The sequence below is a fragment of the Morganella psychrotolerans genome (assembly GCF_001676055.1).
GTDB classification, from domain to species: Bacteria; Pseudomonadota; Gammaproteobacteria; order Enterobacterales; family Enterobacteriaceae; genus Morganella; species Morganella psychrotolerans_B.
This window is the reverse complement of the sequence record NZ_LZEX01000045.1, coordinates 175,002-195,748: the sequence shown is the minus strand read 5'-3', so window position 1 is coordinate 195,748 and position 20,747 is coordinate 175,002. Positions and strand designations below refer to the sequence as shown.

Genomic DNA, 20,747 nt, shown 5'->3' with positions numbered 1-20,747 from the left:
GCCTGACAGATATCTGTTTTAAACCGTGGTTTGTTGTTGCCTGCCCTTTATGGTCTGCGGGCAAAGTTCAGTTTCAGTGTCTGCCAGTGCTGTAAATCCGCCTCTGTAAACGGACGGATCTGGCAATAGGTCATAACCAGTAGCGTACTGGTCAAATCATAAGCGGCAACATACTGATAGAGATGCATCCCCTGCTGCTCCGGCTCACAATAAAATTCGATACCGGCTATCTGTTCAACAGTATGAAATGGCGTGTACTCTGTCAGCCCGTGAAGCGTCATGTTCTGTTGTAATTGTGTGATTTGTGCGCAAAGATACTCCGTGACAGTCAGCCCTTGCGGCAGCTGGTCACGGGTGAGTGTCAATGTGGCATCCAGAGACGGAAATTTCAGAATATGAGCGCTGCTGTCCAGATAATCTGAAGTCGGCAGAGAAAATGCGCCTTCCTGACAATGATAATTCATAGTAACTCCTTGTTTTTAATGTAATGACGGGATATTTCTTTGTTGCTGTTCCGTTCCCGTCAGGACAATGTCATATCATTATCCTGTATTAATTTACCCTGCGTTTCTGTCCCGATCTATTAGTAAATCCCTCATTTTTCACACTATAAATGTATGATGTGAACCATCCGGCAGTTCAATATCAATATTTAGTTTGCCACCTATCGCATCAACATAGCGTCTGAGCGTCGATAATTTCAGATCACGCCCCGGTTTTTCCATTCCGGCAACCGTCGGTTGCTTGATTCCCAGTGCCTGCGCCATTTCCACCTGGGTTTTTTGTACCCGCTCCCGTAATTGGGCAAGGTGGATATTAAGCAATATCTCTGTTGCCATCGCTTTTGCATCAGCGACCACTTCAGGTGTTTCATCCGCAAGCAGTTGCTCCAGTGATTTCCCCATCTTTACCTCCTGTTCTTTAGTGCATTCAGCCAGTCAGTGAACTCACGGTCTGCCTGCGCAATCGTCCACACAGTGCATCCTCACTAATATAGATTATAAGCTATATCGCTGTAAAGCAATATAGGTGTAAAGCAATAATGAGGATCTTATAACAATCGCAGCCAGGCTATATGGCGCAACGGTAACAAACAGAATCTGTATTCAGATAAGACGGGCGATTTTCAGTAACAGATAAACCGATTTATGGCGTGTAACGCAAAAATCAAATTAACCTATTTCCAATGTCATTCAGGGTACAGGCCGGAACCTGCAGCCTGAATGAATAAGAGGATAGTATTTGCCTGCATTTCGTTTTATTATCCTTCTCCGGCTTATGGCACCCGCCATCAGGTTATCCTTATACTTATTTCGGAGCCGGTTCAATGACTCATCCAATATCTTCCCTGAAAATCCGCCGCCCTGACGACTGGCATATTCATTTCCGTGATGGTGCTATGCTCAACACTGTTGTGCCTTATACCAGTGAGTTTTTCGGCCGCGCCATTGTGATGCCGAATCTGGCTCCGCCGGTCACCACAGTTGATGCCGCCATAGCGTACCGTGAGCGTATTCTGGCCGCTGTCCCGGATGGACACCATTTTACCCCGCTGATGACCTGTTACCTGACTGATGGTGCAGATGCTGCTGAAATTGAACGTGGTTTTTGTGAAGGGGTGTTTACCGCCTGTAAGCTTTATCCGGCAAATGCGACGACTAATTCCGCGCACGGTGTCTCTGATGTCAGAAACATTTATCCGGTTCTGGAGATGATGTCGCGCACCGGTATGCCGCTGTTGGTTCATGGTGAAGTGACACAGGCAGATATTGATATTTTTGACCGCGAAGCGCGCTTTATTGAGCAGGTGATGATCCCGCTGCGTCGTGATTTTCCGGCACTGAAGGTGGTGTTTGAGCACATCACCACCAAAGAGGCCGCTCAGTATGTTCTTGACGGGGATGATAATGTTGCCGCAACACTGACCCCGCAGCATCTGATGTTTAACCGTAACCATATGCTGGTTGGCGGTATTCATCCGCACCTGTATTGTCTGCCGGTGCTCAAACGTAATATTCATCAGGAAGCGCTGCGTCAGGCGGTGGCAGGCGGCTCTCCGCGTTTCTTCTTCGGAACAGACAGCGCACCACACGTACGCCACCGGAAAGAGTCATCCTGCGGCTGTGCCGGTGTTTTTAATGCACCAAACGCCCTCGCTGCTTATGCCACCGTCTTTGAGGAACTGGGCGCACTGGCACATTTTGAAGCCTTCTGTTCACTCAACGGACCGGCATTTTACGGCTTGCCGGTAAATGACGGGTTTATTGAATTAACGCGGGAGGAAACAATCGTTCCTGAAACCATTGGTGAAGCAGAAGATGCACTGGTCCCTTTCCTGGCCGGCACCGATGCCCGCTGGCGTGTTAATATTTGTAAGTAAGCCGATTTACTTAGTATGAATATCTAACTTATCAGTGCAATAAGGTGAAAAACGCGTTATTGCACTACTCTTATATCAAAAAAAGACGAATTTGCTGTTTTCCGCACAATTATAGTCCCTCCCCCTCTGTTTACTTTGTTAAAAAGCCCTATACTGGTAAAACCCGTTGTTAACGGGACGTTAGCTCTTAGTCACAGATATTATCATCTTGCATTATGATTAGGAGGTACCAATGGACGATAAGAAAGCGGTCATTCAAACCCACCCCGTGATCGGATGGGATATCAGTACAGTCGACAGTTATGATGCAATGATGTTGCGCCTGCATTATCTCAGGGACCAATCCCAGGCCCCTGAACATGCAGAAACCGATAAAACGATGTGGCTGACAACCGATGTTGCCCGCCAGTTGATTTCTATCCTTCAGGCCGGAATTGATAAAATAGAATCCGGCGAATATTGCAACCGTTCTGATAATATTAAGCACTGACACAGCAAAATGATCTAAGGGGGACACCAACAGGGTGTCCTTTGTTTTTTGTGCTGTTTTTCTGCCACAAAAAAAAGACCACCCGAAGGTGGTCAGAGGTATTGTGTCACGATATATTTATTATTATATGTTGGGTTGAGGCAGATAATATTTATCAGGCAGCAGAAATCCGTTCCACTTTTGCCGGTAATCCCTGACGGACGGAAGCACCCGTTACCCAGTCAAGCCAGGTATTGCTGACCTGTCTTGTCGGGTCAGCAAAGCCCAGGTCGTTGATATTGATCCCCGAAGCAATGCGTTTGTCCATCGCCATCGCTTCACCGTCCAGATAGTGCTGACGCGCGCCCATCTCATGATGTCCGTAACCATGTTCAATCGCGACCACGCCGGGCATTACACCTGTCAGTAAACTGACCTGCGCCTGCGCACTGCCGCCCGGAGTGGTGATGCGCACCCAGTCACCGTGCTGTACACCGAATTTCTCGCCGTCCGCCGGGTTCAGTGCCACCATATTGCACGGTTTCACATGGTGCAGACGTTCGATCATCGTGGTCGAACTGCTCATTACATGGGATTTAAACGACATCAATTTCAGCGGCCAGGCATCAACCGGATATACTTTATTGATATCGCTGCCGTCTGATAAACGCGGCGGATAGTAAGTCGGACAGCCGCTGAATCGTTCACCGGTGATCGCATGACGGTTTTGTGCGACTTCCGCATTCCAGATTTGCAACGGTTGCTTCCACTGCGGCCCGGTTTTCTCACCATCCCAGCCTTTTTCATACGGCGCAAAACGCCCGCCGCGACTGTAGAGATATGCCACACGGCTGATTTCATCCGCTTTCAGTGTACGCTGCATGGCGGGCATAATGCGATCGACGCCCGAGAGTTTAATATCAGCCGCTTTGGCTTCCGGTCCCGGTTTCTCACCCATGAATGCAGTATTGGCTGCCACGCGCAGGTAATAATCTTCAGCGGTATTGAGCGGATAAGTATTGCCGTCATTATCTGCAATCGCATTATCACCAAATCCCGGTAAATTCAGGGCTTTCGCAACTGAAATACAGAAAGATTCCATTGAGATTGGCTGCCCGTCTGCGGTTTTTGCCACGCGCGGTTCAACAACCGGCCAGCGCGCGGTGGTAGCTTTGGTCTGAACACCGGACCATGGCGCACTGAATCCCCAGCTCTCAAAGTTATGCGTATCCGGCACAATATAGTCTGCCAGTGCAGTAGTTTCATTCATAAAAGCATCAATGCCGATGATCAGCGGCAGATGTGCCGGGTCTTTCAGTTTATCTTCCATAACCTGACGAATACCCGCAATGCCATACAGCGGGTTGGTCATATTGGTTATCCAGGCTTTCAGTTTATGCGGATATCCTTCCAGTGCTGAGCCGAGCTGCTCCGTTAACTGACCGGCTGCCAGCGGATACCACGGCGCTTTTGCCGGATACGGGCTCTGACCTGCGGCCACTTTGTTTTTGTATTCATCTGACTTTTCATAGACTGATTTGCTGCGCGCCAGGTTCATGCCTTTCGGCTTCACTTTGCCCGGGAAACTGTCCATTTTGTAGCACGGACCGTCATTGGCACCATTAAATTTGCCCCCGCCGACCGACACACCGCCTTTCAGGTTCATGTTGCCGATCAGCGCATTGAGCATGATCACCGCCCAGGCATTATAGAATCCGTTACCGGACATCATACCGCCGTGTGAAATCACCGCAGCTTTACGCCCGTAGGATGTCAGCGCTTTTGCCAGTCCTGTAATGGTCTCTTCCGGCACGCCGCAGCGGGCAGTGTATTCCGCCAGGGTGAAACGCTGAGCCGCTTCTTTCAGCAGCAGGAAACTGCTTTTTACAGTAACTGTTGTGCCGTCTGCCAGTGTTACCGGCTGATTGACATAAAGTACAGCGTGGTCACACTCTGCCGCCGGAACCAGGGTGTTCTGCTCATTAAGAACCAGATACACCGGCTCTTCTGACACCACACCGTTCAGGGCTTGCGCAGTCAGATGCTGTCCGGCAAGCGGGTGTTTATCATCGGTGATAACCAGATGCGTGGCATTGGTCCAGCTGCTTTCGCCGACCCGCGTCATCGCCGCTTCGCCCGGTACAGATAAATAGTCTGCATTGTGAAGATTATTTTCAATCATCACGCGGATCATCCCCATGACCAGCGCGGAATCCGTGCCCGGCTCAATCGGGATCCAGTGTCCGTGATCGTTTGCCAGTGTTGTGGTCAGCGGCAGCGCCGGTGACACAACGGCATAATTAAAGCTGTCACGGATACGGGCATTCGCCAGCTGGCGACCCTGGCGCTTAAACGGGTTACCCGATTGTGCCGGTGATGTACCGAGGAAAAGCGCAAATTTGACATAATCCCAGTCCGGTTTGACGTGGGCATTTTTATCAAGGTCGTTCATCAGTGCGCCGGAGCCGGCACGATACGCCAGCCCGCAGTAAGAGCCGTGCGCCCCGAAGTTTTTACTGCCGAATGCATTCTGGGCAAAGCGGCGGATAAAGGTATCGCGCCCGTCATCCCCGGCATTGGTCACCAGCAGCTGATTTGCCACCGGGCCAAGCGCAGGCTGCGCCGGGTCAATCAGGGTATCCAGGTCGCGGATCGCCCGTAAGCCATCCACATGCCCTTCACCAAACAGATCACCGCCTTCAATGACTTCCTGCATCAGTTGTTCATAACTGATACGCTGCCATTTTCCTTCGCCACGCTTACCAACACGCTTCATCGGCTCCAGGATACGCAGCGGGCTGTCCAGCCCTTCCATCAGAGTTGCACCACGGGCGCAGGCGGTAGAACGCCCTTCCAGCCCGCTTTCGCCGCCCATATTTTTCAGGGCATCTGCCAGCGGGGTGTTATACGCAATGTGATGGTCATGAGACAGCGGGTGATACGGGTTCCCGGCAATGCGGATAACCTGATTGGTTTCACGGTCAACACGGGCGCGGATCCCGCACTGGGTCCAGCAACCGAAACACTGCGTCATGGATACAGCCTGGTTGCTATCCGCCTGCCAGCCCTTTAAGGCACTTCCTTCAGGGATCAGTGAATTACCATTGATACGATGGAGGGTCACTTTGCCGGATGTACCGTTCATCAGCCCGTCAATGGCGCGCTTTGCCACATCACGGTAACTGATCCCGAAAGCCACCAGCCCGCCGACCGCCAAACCTGCTTTTAACCACTGACGTCTTGTTGACTTAGCCATGCTGTACACCCCCGTCCTGCGTAATATTTTGTTTATTCTGTACTTTATTATTTACCCAGCGGATCCCTTCACGGAATATAATGACCAGGGCTATCCACAAGCCAACAGTGCCGATAATCGCCTGGATACCGTCTGTGCCCATCGGCAGGCTGTACGGGTTATGCATAACATTGTATTTCGGTAAGGTCTGCACACTCATCAGCAGCATCCAGCGCAGCGACCAGGTAAGCAGCATGGTCAGCAGTGCATGAACGGTGATATAGGCGACTGAACGATGACCGGTCAGAAGACGCACCGCCAGCACCATCAGGGCAATCCACAACACGACTTCACCCATTGCCAGTGTCCAGCCGGTACTGCCGAAACTCAGTTGTGCGCGAATAGCGGCACCGGAAATAGTATCTCCTGCTATCCAAAATCCCATACTCACGGCCAGCAGCAGCAATGACACTATCTGTAAACGGGCAAGCTGTGCCTGATACTGCGGCTCGCGGCGCGCACCCAGCATCATCAGAGCCGGTAATGCCTGTAATGCACTGAAAAACAACAGTACCGGGATCCAGTAACTGAACCAGATCGGATGAGCGCGGACAACAGACACTTCGCGTCCTGTATACAGCAGCAGTCCGATAGCAAATGCCGCACTGCCGAGTGCCACCCAGCGGGTCAGTTTAAATTGTTTACCCCATATTTTATCCGCCACCAGCGCCAGAAAATACAAACCGATACAGCCGGTGAATGCAGGCAGGAATACCGCGCCCCACGGCATCCACGACCAAGGTGTCGGATAGGCATAAAAATGCCAGACACGGGCGGTCTGATGCAGATCAGCGGTCAGAGCCAGCGGTGCGGCAATACCTAATGTGATACTGATAAACACCGCCAGCATTTCGAGCCGGGCATCGCGTTTATCACCACGCCAGCGCTGCCAGCAGGCATAAAGCGCGGCACAGGCGGCTATCCCTATCATAAAGAAGTATTGCACCGCCCACGGCAGCCAGGTAATTTCCTGCGGGCGGGCCAGCACTTCCTGAATTAACATTGTCTGTTCAATCATCAGTGGATCTCCTGCCATAATGCGGGCTGACCGCGATTTTCCAGCGGCTGGACAAAGGCATCATCCAGCCCCAGATAAAACACCTGTGGTAATGTGCCGCTTTCCGGTTTCAGAACTTTGATTGCGGCTTCGTGTTCATGCAGCATTTTGCTTATCGTGCTGGACGGATCTTTTAAATCGCCGATGATACGCGCGCCGCCGACACAGGATTCCACGCAGGCAGGTAACAGCCCGGCTTCCAGTCGATGAGTACAGAATGTGCACTTATCTGCAGTTTGTGTACTGTGGTTAATAAAGCGGGCATCGTACGGACAGGCCTGCACACAATACGCGCAGCCCACGCAGCGGGTATTATCCACCACCACAATTCCATCTTCACGCTGGAATGTCGCCTGAACCGGACACACCGGCACACATGGCGGGTTATCACAGTGATTACACAGACGCGGCAGCAGGACGTTAGTTGTTGCGGCATCCTCATTGCGGATCTGGATCTGATACTGACTGACGGATGTGCGGAATTGCCCCTGCGGGCTCTGATTTTCTACGGAACAACTGACGGTACATGACTGACAGCCGACACAGCGACGTAAATCAATCAGCATTGCGTAACGTTTTGACGGGTCACCTTCACGACGGGTCGGTGAAAAATGCATACCGGCTTCCGCCATCGGAACCAGTGAAGCCCCGGCGGTCAGGACTCCCAGATTTTGCAGAAATTTTCGTTTGCCAAGATCCATACTGCTCTCCAGTGTCTTTCAAACTTCATTGCGCTTAATATTCAAACTCAGCCAAAAAGGAATAAACGTGTGCTGAGTAAAGGGATATGTCATTATGTTGATTGTAAAAATTGCCGGAGAAACACCCTATTGTGGTTAACCACATAACCGGTGATACCTTGATCTGAAACAACAGATTTATCTTAAGATAACGACTCAGGACGCAATGTGAGATGGCTGTACGCATCGGGCTGTTAACCGGACTCTTATTTTTTTCCTCTCTCTCTTTTGCCGCACAGTGGACAATCGGTGTGCTGGCACTGCGGGGTGATGCGCCGACGCGCCATTTCTGGGCGCCGCTGACCGAACAGCTGAACCGCGCCCTGCCCGGCGAGCACTTTACCCTGCTGCCGCTGACACTCAGTCAGATGCGCGAAGCGCTGCATAATAATGAAGTTCAGTTCGTTCTCACCAATCCGGCGCAATTTATCCAGTTGGACAGCAACTTCCCCCTGCGCTGGCTGGTTTCTCTGCGTTCAACCTTTGAGCCTGACAACGCCACCCGTAATGTTGTCGGCAGTGTGTTGCTGGTGCGCAAAGACAGTCCGTACCACACACCGTCTGATCTGACCGGTAAAAAAGTCGGTGCTATTGCCCCTGATGCTTTTGGCGGCTATTTATTAGGCTACAAAGCATTACGGGATATGGGTCTTGATCCGCCGCGTGATTACCATCTGCAATTCTCCGGATTTCCGGCAGATGCCCTGCTCTATCTGCTGCGCGACAATGCCGTTCAGGGCGTGATTGTGCCGGTGTGTCTGATTGAATCAATGAACAGCGAAGGTCTTATTCACCAGGATGATTTCCGCCCGCTGCTCCAACGGGAAAGCGCGGTTCCCTGCTGGAGCAGCAGTGAGTTATATCCGAACTGGTCATTTGCCGCAGGCAGTGATGTACCGGATGAACTGGCGGATGATGTCACCCGTGTGCTGATCAACAGCCACGGAGAAAATGAAATGCGCTGGGGTGCGCCATCCTCCACGCGCCAGGTGGAGAATTTGCTCAGAGAGGTTAATCAGCATCCGCAGCAGCGCCGGTTCTGGCAGGACATTATCAGTTGGGGCAAAAAAAACAGCTGGCTTATCGGCACAGTGGCGCTGGTCTTTCTGCTGCTGGGTATTAATCATATCTGGATTGCGTTTCAGATCCGCCGCCGCACCCGGCAACTGGAAACTGCACACTCACAATTACAGCAGCAGGCACAGGATCTGGAAAAAGCGCAGCAACTCAGTGTACTGGGCGAAATGGCATCCGGCTTCGCGCATGAACTGAATCAGCCTCTGTCAGCTATCCGTCATTATGCACAGGGATCGCAAATCCGCCTGCAACGCCAGGACCCGGAACATCCGTTACTTCCTGTAATGTCGCAAATTGAAAATCAGGCTGAGCGCGGCGCAAATATTATCCGTAATCTGCGCCAATGGGCAGGTAACAGCCCCGTCACACCGGAAAGCGCCCCCGTTGCACAATACGTGGCAGACACACTGGATCAGTTATGGGCGCTGTTAAGAGTAAATGAACATTATCCGTCTGCCGTATTACACAATACCGTTGCGCCGGATGTACTGTTACATCTGCCGCCCACGCTGCTCGACCAGCTACTGTCAAACCTGCTGAGTAACAGTTTGCAGGCGGGTGCGGACAGCATCCGTGTCACACATCACCTCACACCCAACGGGCAGTTGCTGGTGGTTCAGGATAACGGCGGCGGTATGGATGAAAGCCGGCTGGCACAACCCTTCTCGCCGTTCCGGTCAACCCGTTCAGCCGGTCTGGGTCTGGGGTTGGTTATCTGCCAGCGGCTGATGCGCAGTCAGGGCGGAGATATTCATATGGAAAATTATATCGGCGCAGATGAACAGCCCGGCTTATGTGTTACCCTTATCTTTACCCGATTGACAGAGGAGCCATCATGCCCGTAATTCACCTGGTTGATGATGATATCGCCGTGACACAGGCGTGTCAGTTTTTACTGGAAAGCCTAGGCTATGATGTCAGTATCTGGAATGACAGCCGGACATTTATTGCACAGGCACCACTGCATACTTACGGTATTGTATTACTGGATATGAGGATGCCGGACCCGGACGGTTGCCGGGTTCACCAGCTACTCCGCGAGCAGCACAGCACACTCGCGGTTATCTTTCTCACCGGACACGGCGACCTGCCGATGGCGGTAGAGCAAATGAAACTGGGGGCGGTGGATTTTCTGCAAAAACCGGTAGCCACACAGCCGTTACAGGCCGCGCTGACACTCGCCGCAGCGGTTACGGAAAAGGCGGTGGCTGACAGAGCAATCCACGCACGCTTTCTGACCCTGACTCCGAAAGAGCGCCAGATTGCCGGATTTGTGGCTCAGGGGCTGATGAACCGTGAAATAGCTGATGTCGCACACGTCGCGGTACGCACAGTCGAGGTTCACCGCGCAAAAGTGATGGAAAAAATGGCAGCAGGCAGCCTCGCGGAACTGGTGACACAACTGAATACTATCAACGCCGGTGATAGTTGCGTGACAGACAATTGATATTACCGGAAAATACAGCATATAAGCTATTGTTATATCCTGAATAATTCGCAATGCAGGCAGCAAAAAAGGAAGATACAACCAGGGAAGACCGACGGGGGCTTATGTGACCCCGGCAGGCTGTGCGCAGTCAACAGCATTCGCAAATATGACGGGAAGTATGACAGTAAACATCATTTACCAGCATCTTTTTGATGCCTCTGACAACGATTTCTGACGATGATTACAGCACCTGAGTTTAAACGCGCATTGTTACATCCCCGTTACTGGCTTACCTGGTTTGGTCTGGGGGTACTGTATGTTCTGGTTTTGTTGCCCTATCCGGTTATTTACCGGTTGGGTACGTGGCTGGGGCGCCTGTCGATGTGCTTTCTGAAAAGCCGCACCGCGATTGCGGATCGTAATCTGCAACTGTGTTTTCCTGATATGCCTGAGGCAAAACGCAAAGCCATGGTTATTGCTAATTTTGAATCGGTCGGCATGGCGCTGTTTGAAACCGGCATGGCATGGTTCTGGCCGGACTGGCGGATAAAGCGCTGGTTCCGGGTCGATGGCTTTGAGCATATTAATAAGGTGCAGGATTCAGGCAAAGGCGTCATTGTCATCGGTATTCATTTTCTCACCCTGGAACTCGGCGCGCGGATGATTGGCATTATGAGCCCGGGCGTAGGTGTTTACCGTCCGAATGATAACCCGGTGATAGACCGGATACAGACTATCGGGCGCATGCGCTCAAATAAATCCATGATCGACCGCAAAGATGTCAAAGGAATGGTACGCGCCCTGCGTCAGGGAGATATTCTCTGGTACGCCCCGGATCATGACTATGGCCCGCATAAGAGCGTTTTTGCCCCGTTCTTTGCTGTTGAAAAAGCCGCCACAATTACCGGAACATCCGTTCTGGTCAAAGCCGGACGTGCGGAATTAGTCCCGTTCACCCCCCGCCGGTTACCGGGTGGTAAAGGTTATGAGTTACTGGTTCAGCCTCCTGTGGACGGTTTCCCGGAAAATGATGAAGTCGCCGCCGCAACCTTTATAAATCATATTGTGGAACAAGAGATCCTGCGCGCACCGGAACAATATATGTGGTTACACCGGCGTTTTAAAACCCGGCCGGAGGGCGAACCGTCCCTTTACGATAACCGGGACAATGTACATTAATCCAAACACGGCTGCTTCCCTGAAACAGCCGTGTTTGTTTTTGAGCATACAGCTGAGCGCAGCCAACATCCCTGCAACCCGAAGGATGATAGCTTTTAAGGGTTTATCCAAATAAAAATTTACTCAAAATCATTCGGATTGCAGGTAGGCGGCAAGTGAAGACCGGCGGGGAGCATACATCAGTATGTGACCCGCCGGGCTGAGCGCGGCCAACACCCCTGCAATCTGAAGGATGAAGAGTAAAGTGACCCGACTGACTGAGCGCAGCTGACACCCCTGCAATCTGAAGGATGAAGAGTAAATGAAGAGTAAAGGAGAACGATGCTCAACAAAGCCCCCAACCGTAACTGGAAACAAAACCTCTATGTCGTCTGGTTTGGTTGTTTCTTAACCGGCGCCGCATTTAGTCTGATTATGCCTTTTCTGCCGCTGTATGTGGAGCAGATGGGTATTACAGACCATCGTGAGCTGAGTTTATGGACCGGGGCGGTATTCAGCATTACTTTTCTTTTCTCTGCAATTGCCGCCCCTTTCTGGGGGAAATTATCTGATCGTAAAGGGCGTAAACTGATGCTGCTGCGATCCGCGCTCGGCATGGGTATTGTCATGCTGCTGATAGGCTTTGCACAGAATATCTGGCAGTTATTATTCCTGCGTGCGCTGCTCGGGCTTCTAGGCGGCTTTATACCGAATGCGAATGCGCTGATCGCCACTCAGGTGCCGGTAAAACGCAGCGGCTGGGCGCTGGGAACCTTATCCACCGGGGCGGTCAGCGGGGCGCTGATAGGCCCGTTGATCGGCGGATTTCTGGCTGACCAGACAGGGTTGCGTCCGGTCTTTTTTATTACCTCTGCCGTGCTGATTATCTGCTTTTTTGTCACCTTGTTTTACGTCAGAGAGAATTTTACCCCGGTATCGCGCAAAGATGCACTGAACACAAAACAGGTCTTTGCCACGATTAAAAATCCCCGTCTGATTATTTGCCTGTTCTTCACCACCATGTGTATTCAGATTGCCGCCGGCTCTATCAATCCGGTGATCACACTGTATATCCGCGAACTGGGCGCACAGCAGGAAAATCTGGCATTTATCAGCGGATTAATCGCCTCTGTTCCGGGACTTGCCGCACTGATCACCGCACCGCGACTCGGTAAACTCAGTGACCGGATAGGACCGGAAAAAGTGCTGCTGGCGATGCTTGGTCTTTCTGTGTTTGTCATCCTTCCCATGGCCTGGGTAACACATTACTGGCAACTCGGCGCACTGCGTTTTCTGCTGGGTGCTGTAAACTCAGCCATGTTACCGGCGGTACAGACACTGATCATTTATCATATCACTCACCAGGTTGCCGGTCGTATTTTCAGCTATAACCAGGCACTCAGAGATGTGGGAAATGTTACGGGTCCGTTAATGGGCGCCTGGGTTGCGGCGCAGTTTGGCTTCTCTTCTGTATTTTATTTCACCGCTGCCGTTGTACTGTTTAATCTGTTTTATTCGTGGTGGTGCATAAAATCCCACAGCCAACAAAAAAATTAACCGCACGTTTTTGCCCTTATCTCCCCTGTTTTCATCCTGTTATTTTTACGTACCTGCCATTTGTTGCTGAGATTTCATATTTACACAACCGATTATCCGTAATCCATTGATTTAATATATTATTTTTATAAATTGAAAGCCTCATAATTCTGACTTTTTGTCAATGGCATCCGTCACATCCTGTCAAAATAAGTACTGCGAAATGATATTTTCATCGACATTTAATCTAAAAAATGGTTTATAAAATAGAAAACGTGCTTCAGATGAATAAAATTCACAACAAGTGTGTTAAAAATACTTTAATAAGACAGGATGTTTATTGATACGCAAAAGTATCATTTTGTTAACAGGAACTGTTTATCCTTTTCATTTTTGGGTTTATCCTCCGTAATAAACCCTCGGGAAATTACAGATGCAATCACAAACTAACAATAACCGTACCTTCTTCGGGCACCCTTATCCGCTGAGCTCACTGTTCTTCACTGAGATGTGGGAACGATTCTCTTTCTACGGGATCCGTCCGTTACTTATCTTGTTCATGGCAGCCACCGTCTATGAAGGCGGGATGGATATCCCCCGTGAACAGGCCTCTGCCATTGTCGGTATTTTCGCCGGGGCAATCTACCTGACCTCATTACCGGGCGGCTGGCTGGCTGATAACTGGTTAGGTCAGCGAAAGGCTGTCTGGTACGGTTCGATCATCATCGCACTCGGGCATCTCGCTATCGCCTTGTCCGCTATCTCATCACCTAAGCTGTTCTTTATCGGTCTGCTGTTTATCGTCATCGGTACCGGGTTGTTCAAAACCTGCGTAACGGTAATGGTCGGTACACTGTACAAAAAAGAAGATACACGCCGTGACGGTGGTTTCTCCCTGTTTTATATGGGGATTAACATGGGGTCATTCATTGCCCCGCTGGCATCCGGCTGGTTAGTTCCTAACTACGGCTGGCACTGGGGCTTTGGTATCGGTGGCCTGGGTATGTTAGTCGCACTGCTGGTGTTCCGTTTCTATGCCGTGCCGCTGATGCGCAAATATGACAGTGAAGTCGGTCTGGATTCCAGCTGGGATCGCCCGACGGTTGTCCGTAAAAATGTCGGTATGTGGGTGAGTCTGGCAGCTGCAATCATTGCAATTGTTGCAGGACTGATAGCAACCGGTGCTATCCCGTTCAACCCGCTGCTGGTTGCCACCAACATGGTCTACCTCATCTCCGGGATGGTTATTCTGTACTTCATTTACCTGTTTCTCTTTGCAGGTCTGGGGCGCAGTGAACGCATCCGCTTATTTGTCTGCTTTATTCTGTTAGTGACAGCCGCACTGTTCTGGTCTGCATTCGAACAAAAACCAACCTCTTTTAACCTGTTTGCGAAAGACTACACTGACCGTAACATGATGGGTTTTGAAATCCCGACAGTCTGGTTCCAGTCGATTAACGCCCTGTTTATTATTCTGCTGGCACCGCTGTTCAGCTGGTTATGGCCGGCACTTGCCCGCCGCAATATGAACCTGAGCAGCATCACCAAGTTTATGTTCGGTGTTCTGTTTGCTGCGGGTGGCTTTGTGGTCATGATGATGGCATCCGAGCGGGTGATTGAAACCAGCGCCGGTGTTTCACCGCTGTGGCTGACATTCAGTATCCTGCTGCTGACCCTGGGTGAGCTGTGTTTAAGCCCGATTGGTCTGGCAACGATGACGTTATTAGCGCCGATGAAAATGCGCGGTCAGGTGATGGGATTATGGTTCTGTGCCAGTGCGCTGGGTAACCTGGCGGCGGGTATCATGGGTGGTAATGTACGCCCGGATCAGCTGTTAAACATGCCTGCGTTCTTCTCACACGTTTCTGTCGCACTGGTTATTTGTGCTGCGGTGCTGTTTGTACTGATAATCCCGGTCCGCAAAATGTTGCGAAGTGCGGATAATCAGGCGGCCTGATTAGCTATAATGCTGTACAGAAAAGGGTAAGCTTCGGCTTACCCTTTTTTATGTCCTGTATTTTATGCGCAGACGCGCCGGAGTATCACCATACCGGCGGCGGAAAGCACAGGTCAGGGAGGATTGAGTACTGTATCCGCAGCGCAGTGCTATCTCCGGCAGAGTCAGTGTGGTGTGACAAATAAGATGCCTTGCCTGCCGCAGACGCCATTCTGTAAGATACATTCCCGGCGTTTTACCGGTCGCCGCCATCAGCCTGCGTTGCAGCGTACTGGCAGAAAGCGCACAGCCTGCTGCCATTTCCCTGACGGTCCACGGATAGTCGGGTCGCGCACTCAGCAATTCATCCAGAGTCCGCAGCCAGCGATTATCCTGACCCGGAGGCTGTAACTGTGCGGTCAGTTGTTCCGCCAGCAGTCCCTGCGCACTAAAGGAATGGAGCTCAATTACCTGCGGATAGCGAATAAGCCAGTCCACATAAGCGCGGGTTGCATCCGGTAATTCAGACCAGAGGGAATCAGAATAATGAAGGGAGAAACTGTCTGCCGGCAGCTCAAGCACCACCTGGCGGTTATGCCCTGTGCCGCAAAAACCATGATGAACACCCGGCGGGATCGCCACCATTCTGCCCTGCTCAACCACACCGCTGTCATTACCGACCGTCAGTTCCATTGCACCAAAGCCGCCCAGCACCAGTTGCCACATATCATTATGACTGTGTTCAAGAGTTTCGTGCTGATAGGTACGCAAAGAGATAACCGGTCGTTGCATGGTGGTGCCCGTTTAATAAGAACACCCCATTCGACCCGATTTTACAGAAAAGAACAAGTTATAACCGCGATTATATCAGACGGTGACCATTGGGTACGGGCAGCGTAAATCCGGCAAGGACAATATCACCGTCTGCATTGGCTGCCCCTGTAATTAAGACTTCTGATTTGACACCCGCTACGCGCTTAGGTGCGAAATTACAGACACACAAAACCTGACGGCCAATCAATTCACCGGCGTTATACAACACCGTCACCTGTGCACTTGAGGTTTTTATACCGAATTCCCCGAAATCGAGGGTAAAAATATAAGCCGGTTTTCTGGCTTTCGGGTTCAGCTCCGCACTCAGTACCGTTGCGACCCGCATTTCCACTTTTTCAAAATCTGCCCATTCGATCTCTGCTGATGTCATTATATTCTCTGCCTGCTGTGCGCCGGTTAATATTTATATTATACCTTCGCACAGCGGTAACCGCTGTTGCCGGACAGTCATTCTTTATCGGCAGACAGGCAATCAGCGGTAAGCTTCGGAGCCCGGTAATGATTCTCTGGTCAGCCCGAGTGAGAGCATCAGGCGCTCCACATCATCATCCATCTGATTAAGATACAACACGCTGTCTATCACCACATTTTGTTTATCATTATTCATCAGAACCACGGGAACAGCGCGATAACTGTTAATCATTTCAATGGCTTGTGATAATGGCACTTTATCCAGCACTAATGCACCGGAAAGCCAGTCAATATCCGTATACTGACGCTGAAAGACTTTTGCCCGTCCTTCCGGCAGGATCTCAAGGCGCTGACCCGGCCCGACTGTTTCTGTTTTTCCGCCGAAATGCGTGGTCACAACCTGATCAAGCGGACAAACAGAGACTTTATTTTCGGCGATATCCACCACAAAATTCCCGGTATCAGACTCAACCGTTACTCCGTTAGCAGTTACCTGAAACGGGCGCTGCTCCTCACGATTTTCACTGACAGCAAACCGGGCGCGTCCTGAGAGCAGTTTTACCGCACGACTGTCATGGTCATACGCCACCACCGCACGGGATTCGGTATCCAGCTTCAGCTGACTACCGTCTTTCAGGGAATACTGTTTAATCTCTCCCCGGTGTGTGTAATGCTCTTCCACACCTTTTTCCTGTAACCGGGTTGCGCTGTACATCGCATATCCCCCGAGGAACACCAGAAAAACCAATAAAATGATTAAAAAACGGCGGCGCCGTGGTCTTAAAAATAGATGTTTCAACAATTTCTCCTTGCGGATAGTTGGCTGCTTAAAATCCGCATTTCCGGCGTCATTTACTTTGTCCGGCGGTAATCAGGAACCTTACGCCGTTGATAAGGTATTTCAATGAATCACGTACGTTACTGTCATTCATTCACAGACATAATGCATAATTCGTCTCAGTTATCAGCCCGCCACTCTGAGATTAAAACCCGGCAACCGGTTTTTACAATAAACATAACATTATCGTCACGCGGTCAGCCTCAATACAGCCATAAGGAACAAGATAAAAAAAATCATCTGTTAATTCATGTAATTAACAAATGAGACCGGAATATCACCTTTTGTTGAGTATAATACACTTTATCCGGTACCGAGCCGCGCCCTTACGTTTTGTTACACTATCTGCCATCCGGATACACTCTTTCTATGTGTAATACTATTTTGTTTCTTTTTTTAACCCTGCGGATACCTGAAGTACTCATTCATTACAAATATTGAATGAGTTTATACAATTCATCACTGCAATATTATTGTATAAATGACCACCAAAAATGTCATTTGCCAGTCGATTACACTTAATGGCATTATGTCAGACACTATTTAACGTTGATGTCAGATTGACCTTTGTCACAAGGAGTTGTCTCATGCTGGATATTATCCATTACCCTCTGTTTTTGGTGTCTGTTTTTATTTTTGCCGTCACCCCGGGGCCGGATATTGCCTATGTGCTGGGACAGAGCCTGGCGAACGGACGCAAAGCCGGCATACTGTCCGCACTGGGTGTGATGCTCGGCAGCAGTGTGCATGCCATCGCCGGTGCTATCGGGCTGGGTGCGATTATTGCCGCCTCGCCGACCTTATTCACTGTGATTAAATACCTGGGAGCGGTGTATCTTGCTTTTCTCGGGGCAAAAATGATTTGGGGAACACTGAAAAAACGGGGTCAAACCGGGGAAAATGAAGAGGTTATCATTCAGAAAGCGGCAGCAAAAACGATTCTGATCCGTGGCTTTATTACTACACTGACCAACCCGAAAGTCCTGCTGTTTTTTATTGCCTTTTTCCCGCAGTTTATTGCCGCAGACGGCGGCCATTACGCAGAGTCGTTTTTGTTGCTGGGCGCAACTTATGCGCTGCTCGGATTCTGTACTGATCTTACCCTGGCGCTGATTGCCGGTACACTGGCTGCCCGTATTTCAGGCAGCCCGAAAGCACATTACTGGATAGACAGAGTGGTCGGCACCACCTTTATTGCGCTGGGACTGCGCCTGGCGTCGGTGGCACGCTGAAGATTCAGCCGGAAACCGTCACATCAAGGTGTGTAAGATAACGGCTGATATCCGTCTCAATCTGCGGGTTTTTAACCACATCAAAACAGGCAAATGTCGGCAACGGTGACATCCCGGTAAACTGGTTCGCTTTGTGGAACGGGAAATAGACGCTGTCGACACCGCGCCCTTCAAAAAACTGCGCCTCATCCTCAAAGGCTTCCAGCGGTGCATTCCAGGTTACTGATAACATATATTTTTTATCTGTTAATACACCACCTGAGCCATATTTTTTACTGATGTCATGACGGGTACGCCCATCATTAATATGAAAACGGTCATCAGACTGCGTAAAAACATCATCAATATATTTTTTCACAATCCAGGGGCCTTCCATCCACCAGGCGGGCATCTGATAAATAATCAGATCTGCCCACAGGTAATTCAGGACTTCCTGTTCATTGTCATATCCGTCATCAATACGGGTGACCCGAACATTCATTCCTTTACTGATTAAATGCTCACGGGCAATCATAGTCAGATGATCATTCAGTTTTCCATCCGACCCGCCAAATGCTTTCGACCCGTTGATAATAAAAATATTTTTCATGATATTACACTCTCAGAGATTCATTTTGCTGATGGCTTTATCATAAACAAATTACCTGCAAACTCTCTTAACCTATCCTCCCTGATCCTTGCCTGATCCTCTCACTCAACCCGGAATTTACACTGAAGGCATAATCTGCAGCCGTTTTTTATCCCGTCCGGGTGGTAAACCAAACAGCCGGCTGTATTCACGGCTGAACTGAGATGCACTTTCATAACCAACACGGAAAGCGGCTTCTGCGGCATCCACCGATTCCACCAGCAGCAAACGCCGGGCTTCATTCAGCCGCAGCCATTTTTGATATTGCAGCGGACTCATGTGTGTTATCTGTCTGAAATGACGATGAAAAGAGGATGTGCTCATCTGCACCCGGTGACTCAGTGACTCCACCGAAAGCGCTTCATGGTAATGCTCTTTGAGATAACACAGTGCCCCGGTTATCTTTTTGCACTGACTGTTTTGTGAGGCCATATGCTGTAAACCCGCCCCCTGATCACTTTTCAGGAGGTAATACAGGATTTCTTTATTAATCAGGGGCGCCATTACCGGAATATCATCCGGCGTATCGAGTAATGCCAGAAGACGACACACTGAGCTCACCAACGCATCCGTTGCCGGCATCACCGCCTGGGGTGCAGACTCACCCTGTGTCAGTAACTGAAACCCGCTTTCCTGAATCAACGCCGGGATATCATTCAGGTTCAGCCGGATCATCACCGCCAGAAAAGGGGCATCAGGTGTGGCTTCGCACACCTGTGCAATTGTCGGGATATCAACAGAGGTCAGCAGCACCTCACCTGCGCGGTAACAATAACTGTTATCCCCGATAGTAATGCGCTTCGCGCCCTGAACCGCCAGTGCAATACCCGGCTCATATAACCAGCCTTCCGGCTCTGCGGGTGCCGTCCACCGGCACAATGACAGACCGGGCACGTCAGTGTCCCACCCGTCTTCACGCTGTGCCGTATGCCTGACAAGTAATTGCGTCAGGCAATGCAGGCGTTCCTCTGTATTCATCTCTTTCTCAGTTATTGCCATCAGAAAATATCTGACGGTAATCCTGCATGAAACTGTTCCGGCTGTAAATCGCCGGCTATATTATTTTAATTTACCGGTTGCAGATTTTTCAGCTCAATATAGCCTCTGATTTTTCCGCTGAGCATATCGCCCTGCGGATCATACTCCGCCACATATAACCACTGCGGATTGGTTTTCTTTATCAGAATAAGAGGAGAATCCGGTTTTATCTCAAGGAGGTCATCTGCAGTTTTTTGCGGTTTTGTCTTCAGAAATACTGCGCCGGCTTCCGGTTTCACGGTATAACTCAGTAAATACGGATACGCATTGCAGGTTTGGATTTTTTCCATTATCCGCACATCCGCTGTTTTTATTTTTTTACTGACAAATGAAACACTCTGTGCGTTATACACCGGCGAATTACATTCTGATTCAACATGTAAATCACGTAGTGTTAATGCACCGCTGATTTCCGCATGGCCGAATTTTTCAGATATAAATAGCGGATCCTGCTTTGCGAACAATCCCTGAAATTGTTTTTCAGACGATAAATTAATCACCCGCTTATCCATGTTTTTGTCATTAATAACAAAGAAGCGATACGACAATTCCGGTATATTGTGTTTCCCGTCATCACTCCAGACCGGCAACCAGTATGCCTGCAGGATCCCGTTGAATATCTGCTCTTTTGCCTGAACAGACGCTGAGGTAACCAGCAGCAGAAGTGAAAGAAAAACGCCTTTAAACAT

The 20,747-nt window shown here is 50.1% G+C and carries 19 protein-coding genes; 8 read left to right on the top strand and 11 right to left on the bottom strand.

Annotated features, from left to right (window positions below):
- Positions 1-47 precede the first annotated feature (47 nt).
- Both AYY17_RS19890 and AYY17_RS19885 read right to left on the bottom strand, forming a co-directional pair.
- On the bottom strand, positions 48-464 hold the full coding sequence (locus AYY17_RS19890) for a DcrB-related protein (RefSeq protein WP_067426738.1): 417 nt from the start codon (positions 462-464) through the stop codon (positions 48-50).
- A gap of 138 nt (positions 465-602) precedes the next feature.
- A complete protein-coding gene (locus AYY17_RS19885) occupies positions 603-905 on the bottom strand; it encodes a helix-turn-helix domain-containing protein (protein ID WP_067361432.1) in 303 nt (100 codons plus the stop codon).
- Between the two features lie 422 nt (positions 906-1,327).
- On the opposite strand from AYY17_RS19885, the gene pyrC reads away from it, so the two are divergent.
- Entirely contained in the window at positions 1,328-2,380 is a 1,053-nt protein-coding gene (gene pyrC, locus AYY17_RS19880) for a dihydroorotase (protein WP_067426736.1), read from the top strand.
- Between the two features lie 232 nt (positions 2,381-2,612).
- Entirely contained in the window at positions 2,613-2,870 is a 258-nt protein-coding gene (bssS, locus tag AYY17_RS19875) for a biofilm formation regulator BssS (protein WP_067426734.1), read from the top strand.
- A gap of 154 nt (positions 2,871-3,024) precedes the next feature.
- Here bssS and ttrA read toward each other — a convergent pair whose 3' ends face one another.
- The 3 genes from ttrA to ttrB are packed head-to-tail and all read right to left on the bottom strand — an operon-like array spanning position 3,025 to position 7,902.
- Entirely contained in the window at positions 3,025-6,105 is a 3,081-nt protein-coding gene (gene ttrA / locus AYY17_RS19870) for a tetrathionate reductase subunit TtrA (protein WP_067426732.1), read from the bottom strand.
- Positions 6,098-7,162: a tetrathionate reductase subunit TtrC gene (ttrC, locus tag AYY17_RS19865; RefSeq protein ID WP_067426730.1), complete on the bottom strand. Its 1,065-nt coding sequence runs from the start codon at positions 7,160-7,162 to the stop codon at positions 6,098-6,100. The genes ttrA and ttrC overlap by 8 nt, the downstream gene beginning before the upstream one ends.
- Positions 7,162-7,902, bottom strand: a complete 741-nt coding sequence (gene ttrB, locus AYY17_RS19860) for a tetrathionate reductase subunit TtrB (RefSeq protein ID WP_067402438.1) — start codon at positions 7,900-7,902, stop codon at positions 7,162-7,164. The genes ttrC and ttrB overlap by 1 nt, the downstream gene beginning before the upstream one ends.
- A 212-nt stretch (positions 7,903-8,114) precedes the next feature.
- Between ttrB and ttrS the strand changes: the two genes are divergently transcribed.
- The 5 genes from ttrS to AYY17_RS19835 all read left to right on the top strand — a co-directional run bounded on the left by ttrS (position 8,115) and on the right by AYY17_RS19835 (position 15,098).
- On the top strand, positions 8,115-9,863 hold the full coding sequence (ttrS, locus tag AYY17_RS19855) for a tetrathionate respiration histidine kinase TtrS (RefSeq protein ID WP_067426727.1): 1,749 nt from the start codon (positions 8,115-8,117) through the stop codon (positions 9,861-9,863).
- A complete protein-coding gene (gene ttrR / locus AYY17_RS19850; RefSeq protein ID WP_067426724.1) occupies positions 9,854-10,465 on the top strand; it encodes a tetrathionate respiration response regulator TtrR in 612 nt (203 codons plus the stop codon). The genes ttrS and ttrR overlap by 10 nt, the downstream gene beginning before the upstream one ends.
- Positions 10,466-10,684: 219 nt before the next feature.
- The gene (locus AYY17_RS19845) at positions 10,685-11,626 is read left to right on the top strand and encodes a Kdo(2)-lipid IV(A) acyltransferase (protein ID WP_067426722.1); all 942 of its coding nucleotides are present in this window, start codon (positions 10,685-10,687) and stop codon (positions 11,624-11,626) included.
- A gap of 321 nt (positions 11,627-11,947) precedes the next feature.
- Positions 11,948-13,162: a multidrug efflux MFS transporter MdtG gene (mdtG, locus tag AYY17_RS19840; protein ID WP_067426719.1), complete on the top strand. Its 1,215-nt coding sequence runs from the start codon at positions 11,948-11,950 to the stop codon at positions 13,160-13,162.
- Between the two features lie 412 nt (positions 13,163-13,574).
- Entirely contained in the window at positions 13,575-15,098 is a 1,524-nt protein-coding gene (locus tag AYY17_RS19835) for a peptide MFS transporter (protein ID WP_067426717.1), read from the top strand.
- A 48-nt stretch (positions 15,099-15,146) separates the two neighbouring features.
- Here AYY17_RS19835 and AYY17_RS19830 read toward each other — a convergent pair whose 3' ends face one another.
- The 3 genes from AYY17_RS19830 to AYY17_RS19820 form a co-directional block, all read right to left on the bottom strand.
- Positions 15,147-15,869, bottom strand: a complete 723-nt coding sequence (locus tag AYY17_RS19830) for a helix-turn-helix transcriptional regulator (protein ID WP_067426713.1) — start codon at positions 15,867-15,869, stop codon at positions 15,147-15,149.
- A 70-nt stretch (positions 15,870-15,939) separates the two neighbouring features.
- The gene (locus tag AYY17_RS19825; protein ID WP_067426710.1) at positions 15,940-16,281 is read right to left on the bottom strand and encodes a tRNA-binding protein; all 342 of its coding nucleotides are present in this window, start codon (positions 16,279-16,281) and stop codon (positions 15,940-15,942) included.
- Positions 16,282-16,383: 102 nt separating this feature from the next.
- A complete protein-coding gene (locus AYY17_RS19820; protein WP_235845438.1) occupies positions 16,384-17,121 on the bottom strand; it encodes a FecR domain-containing protein in 738 nt (245 codons plus the stop codon).
- Between the two features lie 626 nt (positions 17,122-17,747).
- On the opposite strand from AYY17_RS19820, the gene AYY17_RS19810 reads away from it, so the two are divergent.
- Entirely contained in the window at positions 17,748-18,392 is a 645-nt protein-coding gene (locus AYY17_RS19810) for a LysE family translocator (protein WP_067426704.1), read from the top strand.
- 4 nt (positions 18,393-18,396) lie between these two features.
- Here the strand turns inward: AYY17_RS19810 and AYY17_RS19805 are convergent, their stop codons facing one another.
- The 3 genes from AYY17_RS19805 to AYY17_RS19795 all read right to left on the bottom strand — a co-directional run bounded on the left by AYY17_RS19805 (position 18,397) and on the right by AYY17_RS19795 (position 20,747).
- Positions 18,397-18,981 carry an NAD(P)H-dependent oxidoreductase gene (locus AYY17_RS19805; RefSeq protein WP_067426700.1) on the bottom strand — a complete coding sequence of 195 codons (585 nt, stop codon included), beginning with the start codon at positions 18,979-18,981 and terminating at the stop codon, positions 18,397-18,399.
- 117 nt (positions 18,982-19,098) lie between these two features.
- On the bottom strand, positions 19,099-20,019 hold the full coding sequence (locus tag AYY17_RS19800) for an AraC family transcriptional regulator (protein ID WP_235845437.1): 921 nt from the start codon (positions 20,017-20,019) through the stop codon (positions 19,099-19,101).
- Between the two features lie 65 nt (positions 20,020-20,084).
- A complete protein-coding gene (locus tag AYY17_RS19795; protein ID WP_067426697.1) occupies positions 20,085-20,747 on the bottom strand; it encodes a hypothetical protein in 663 nt (220 codons plus the stop codon).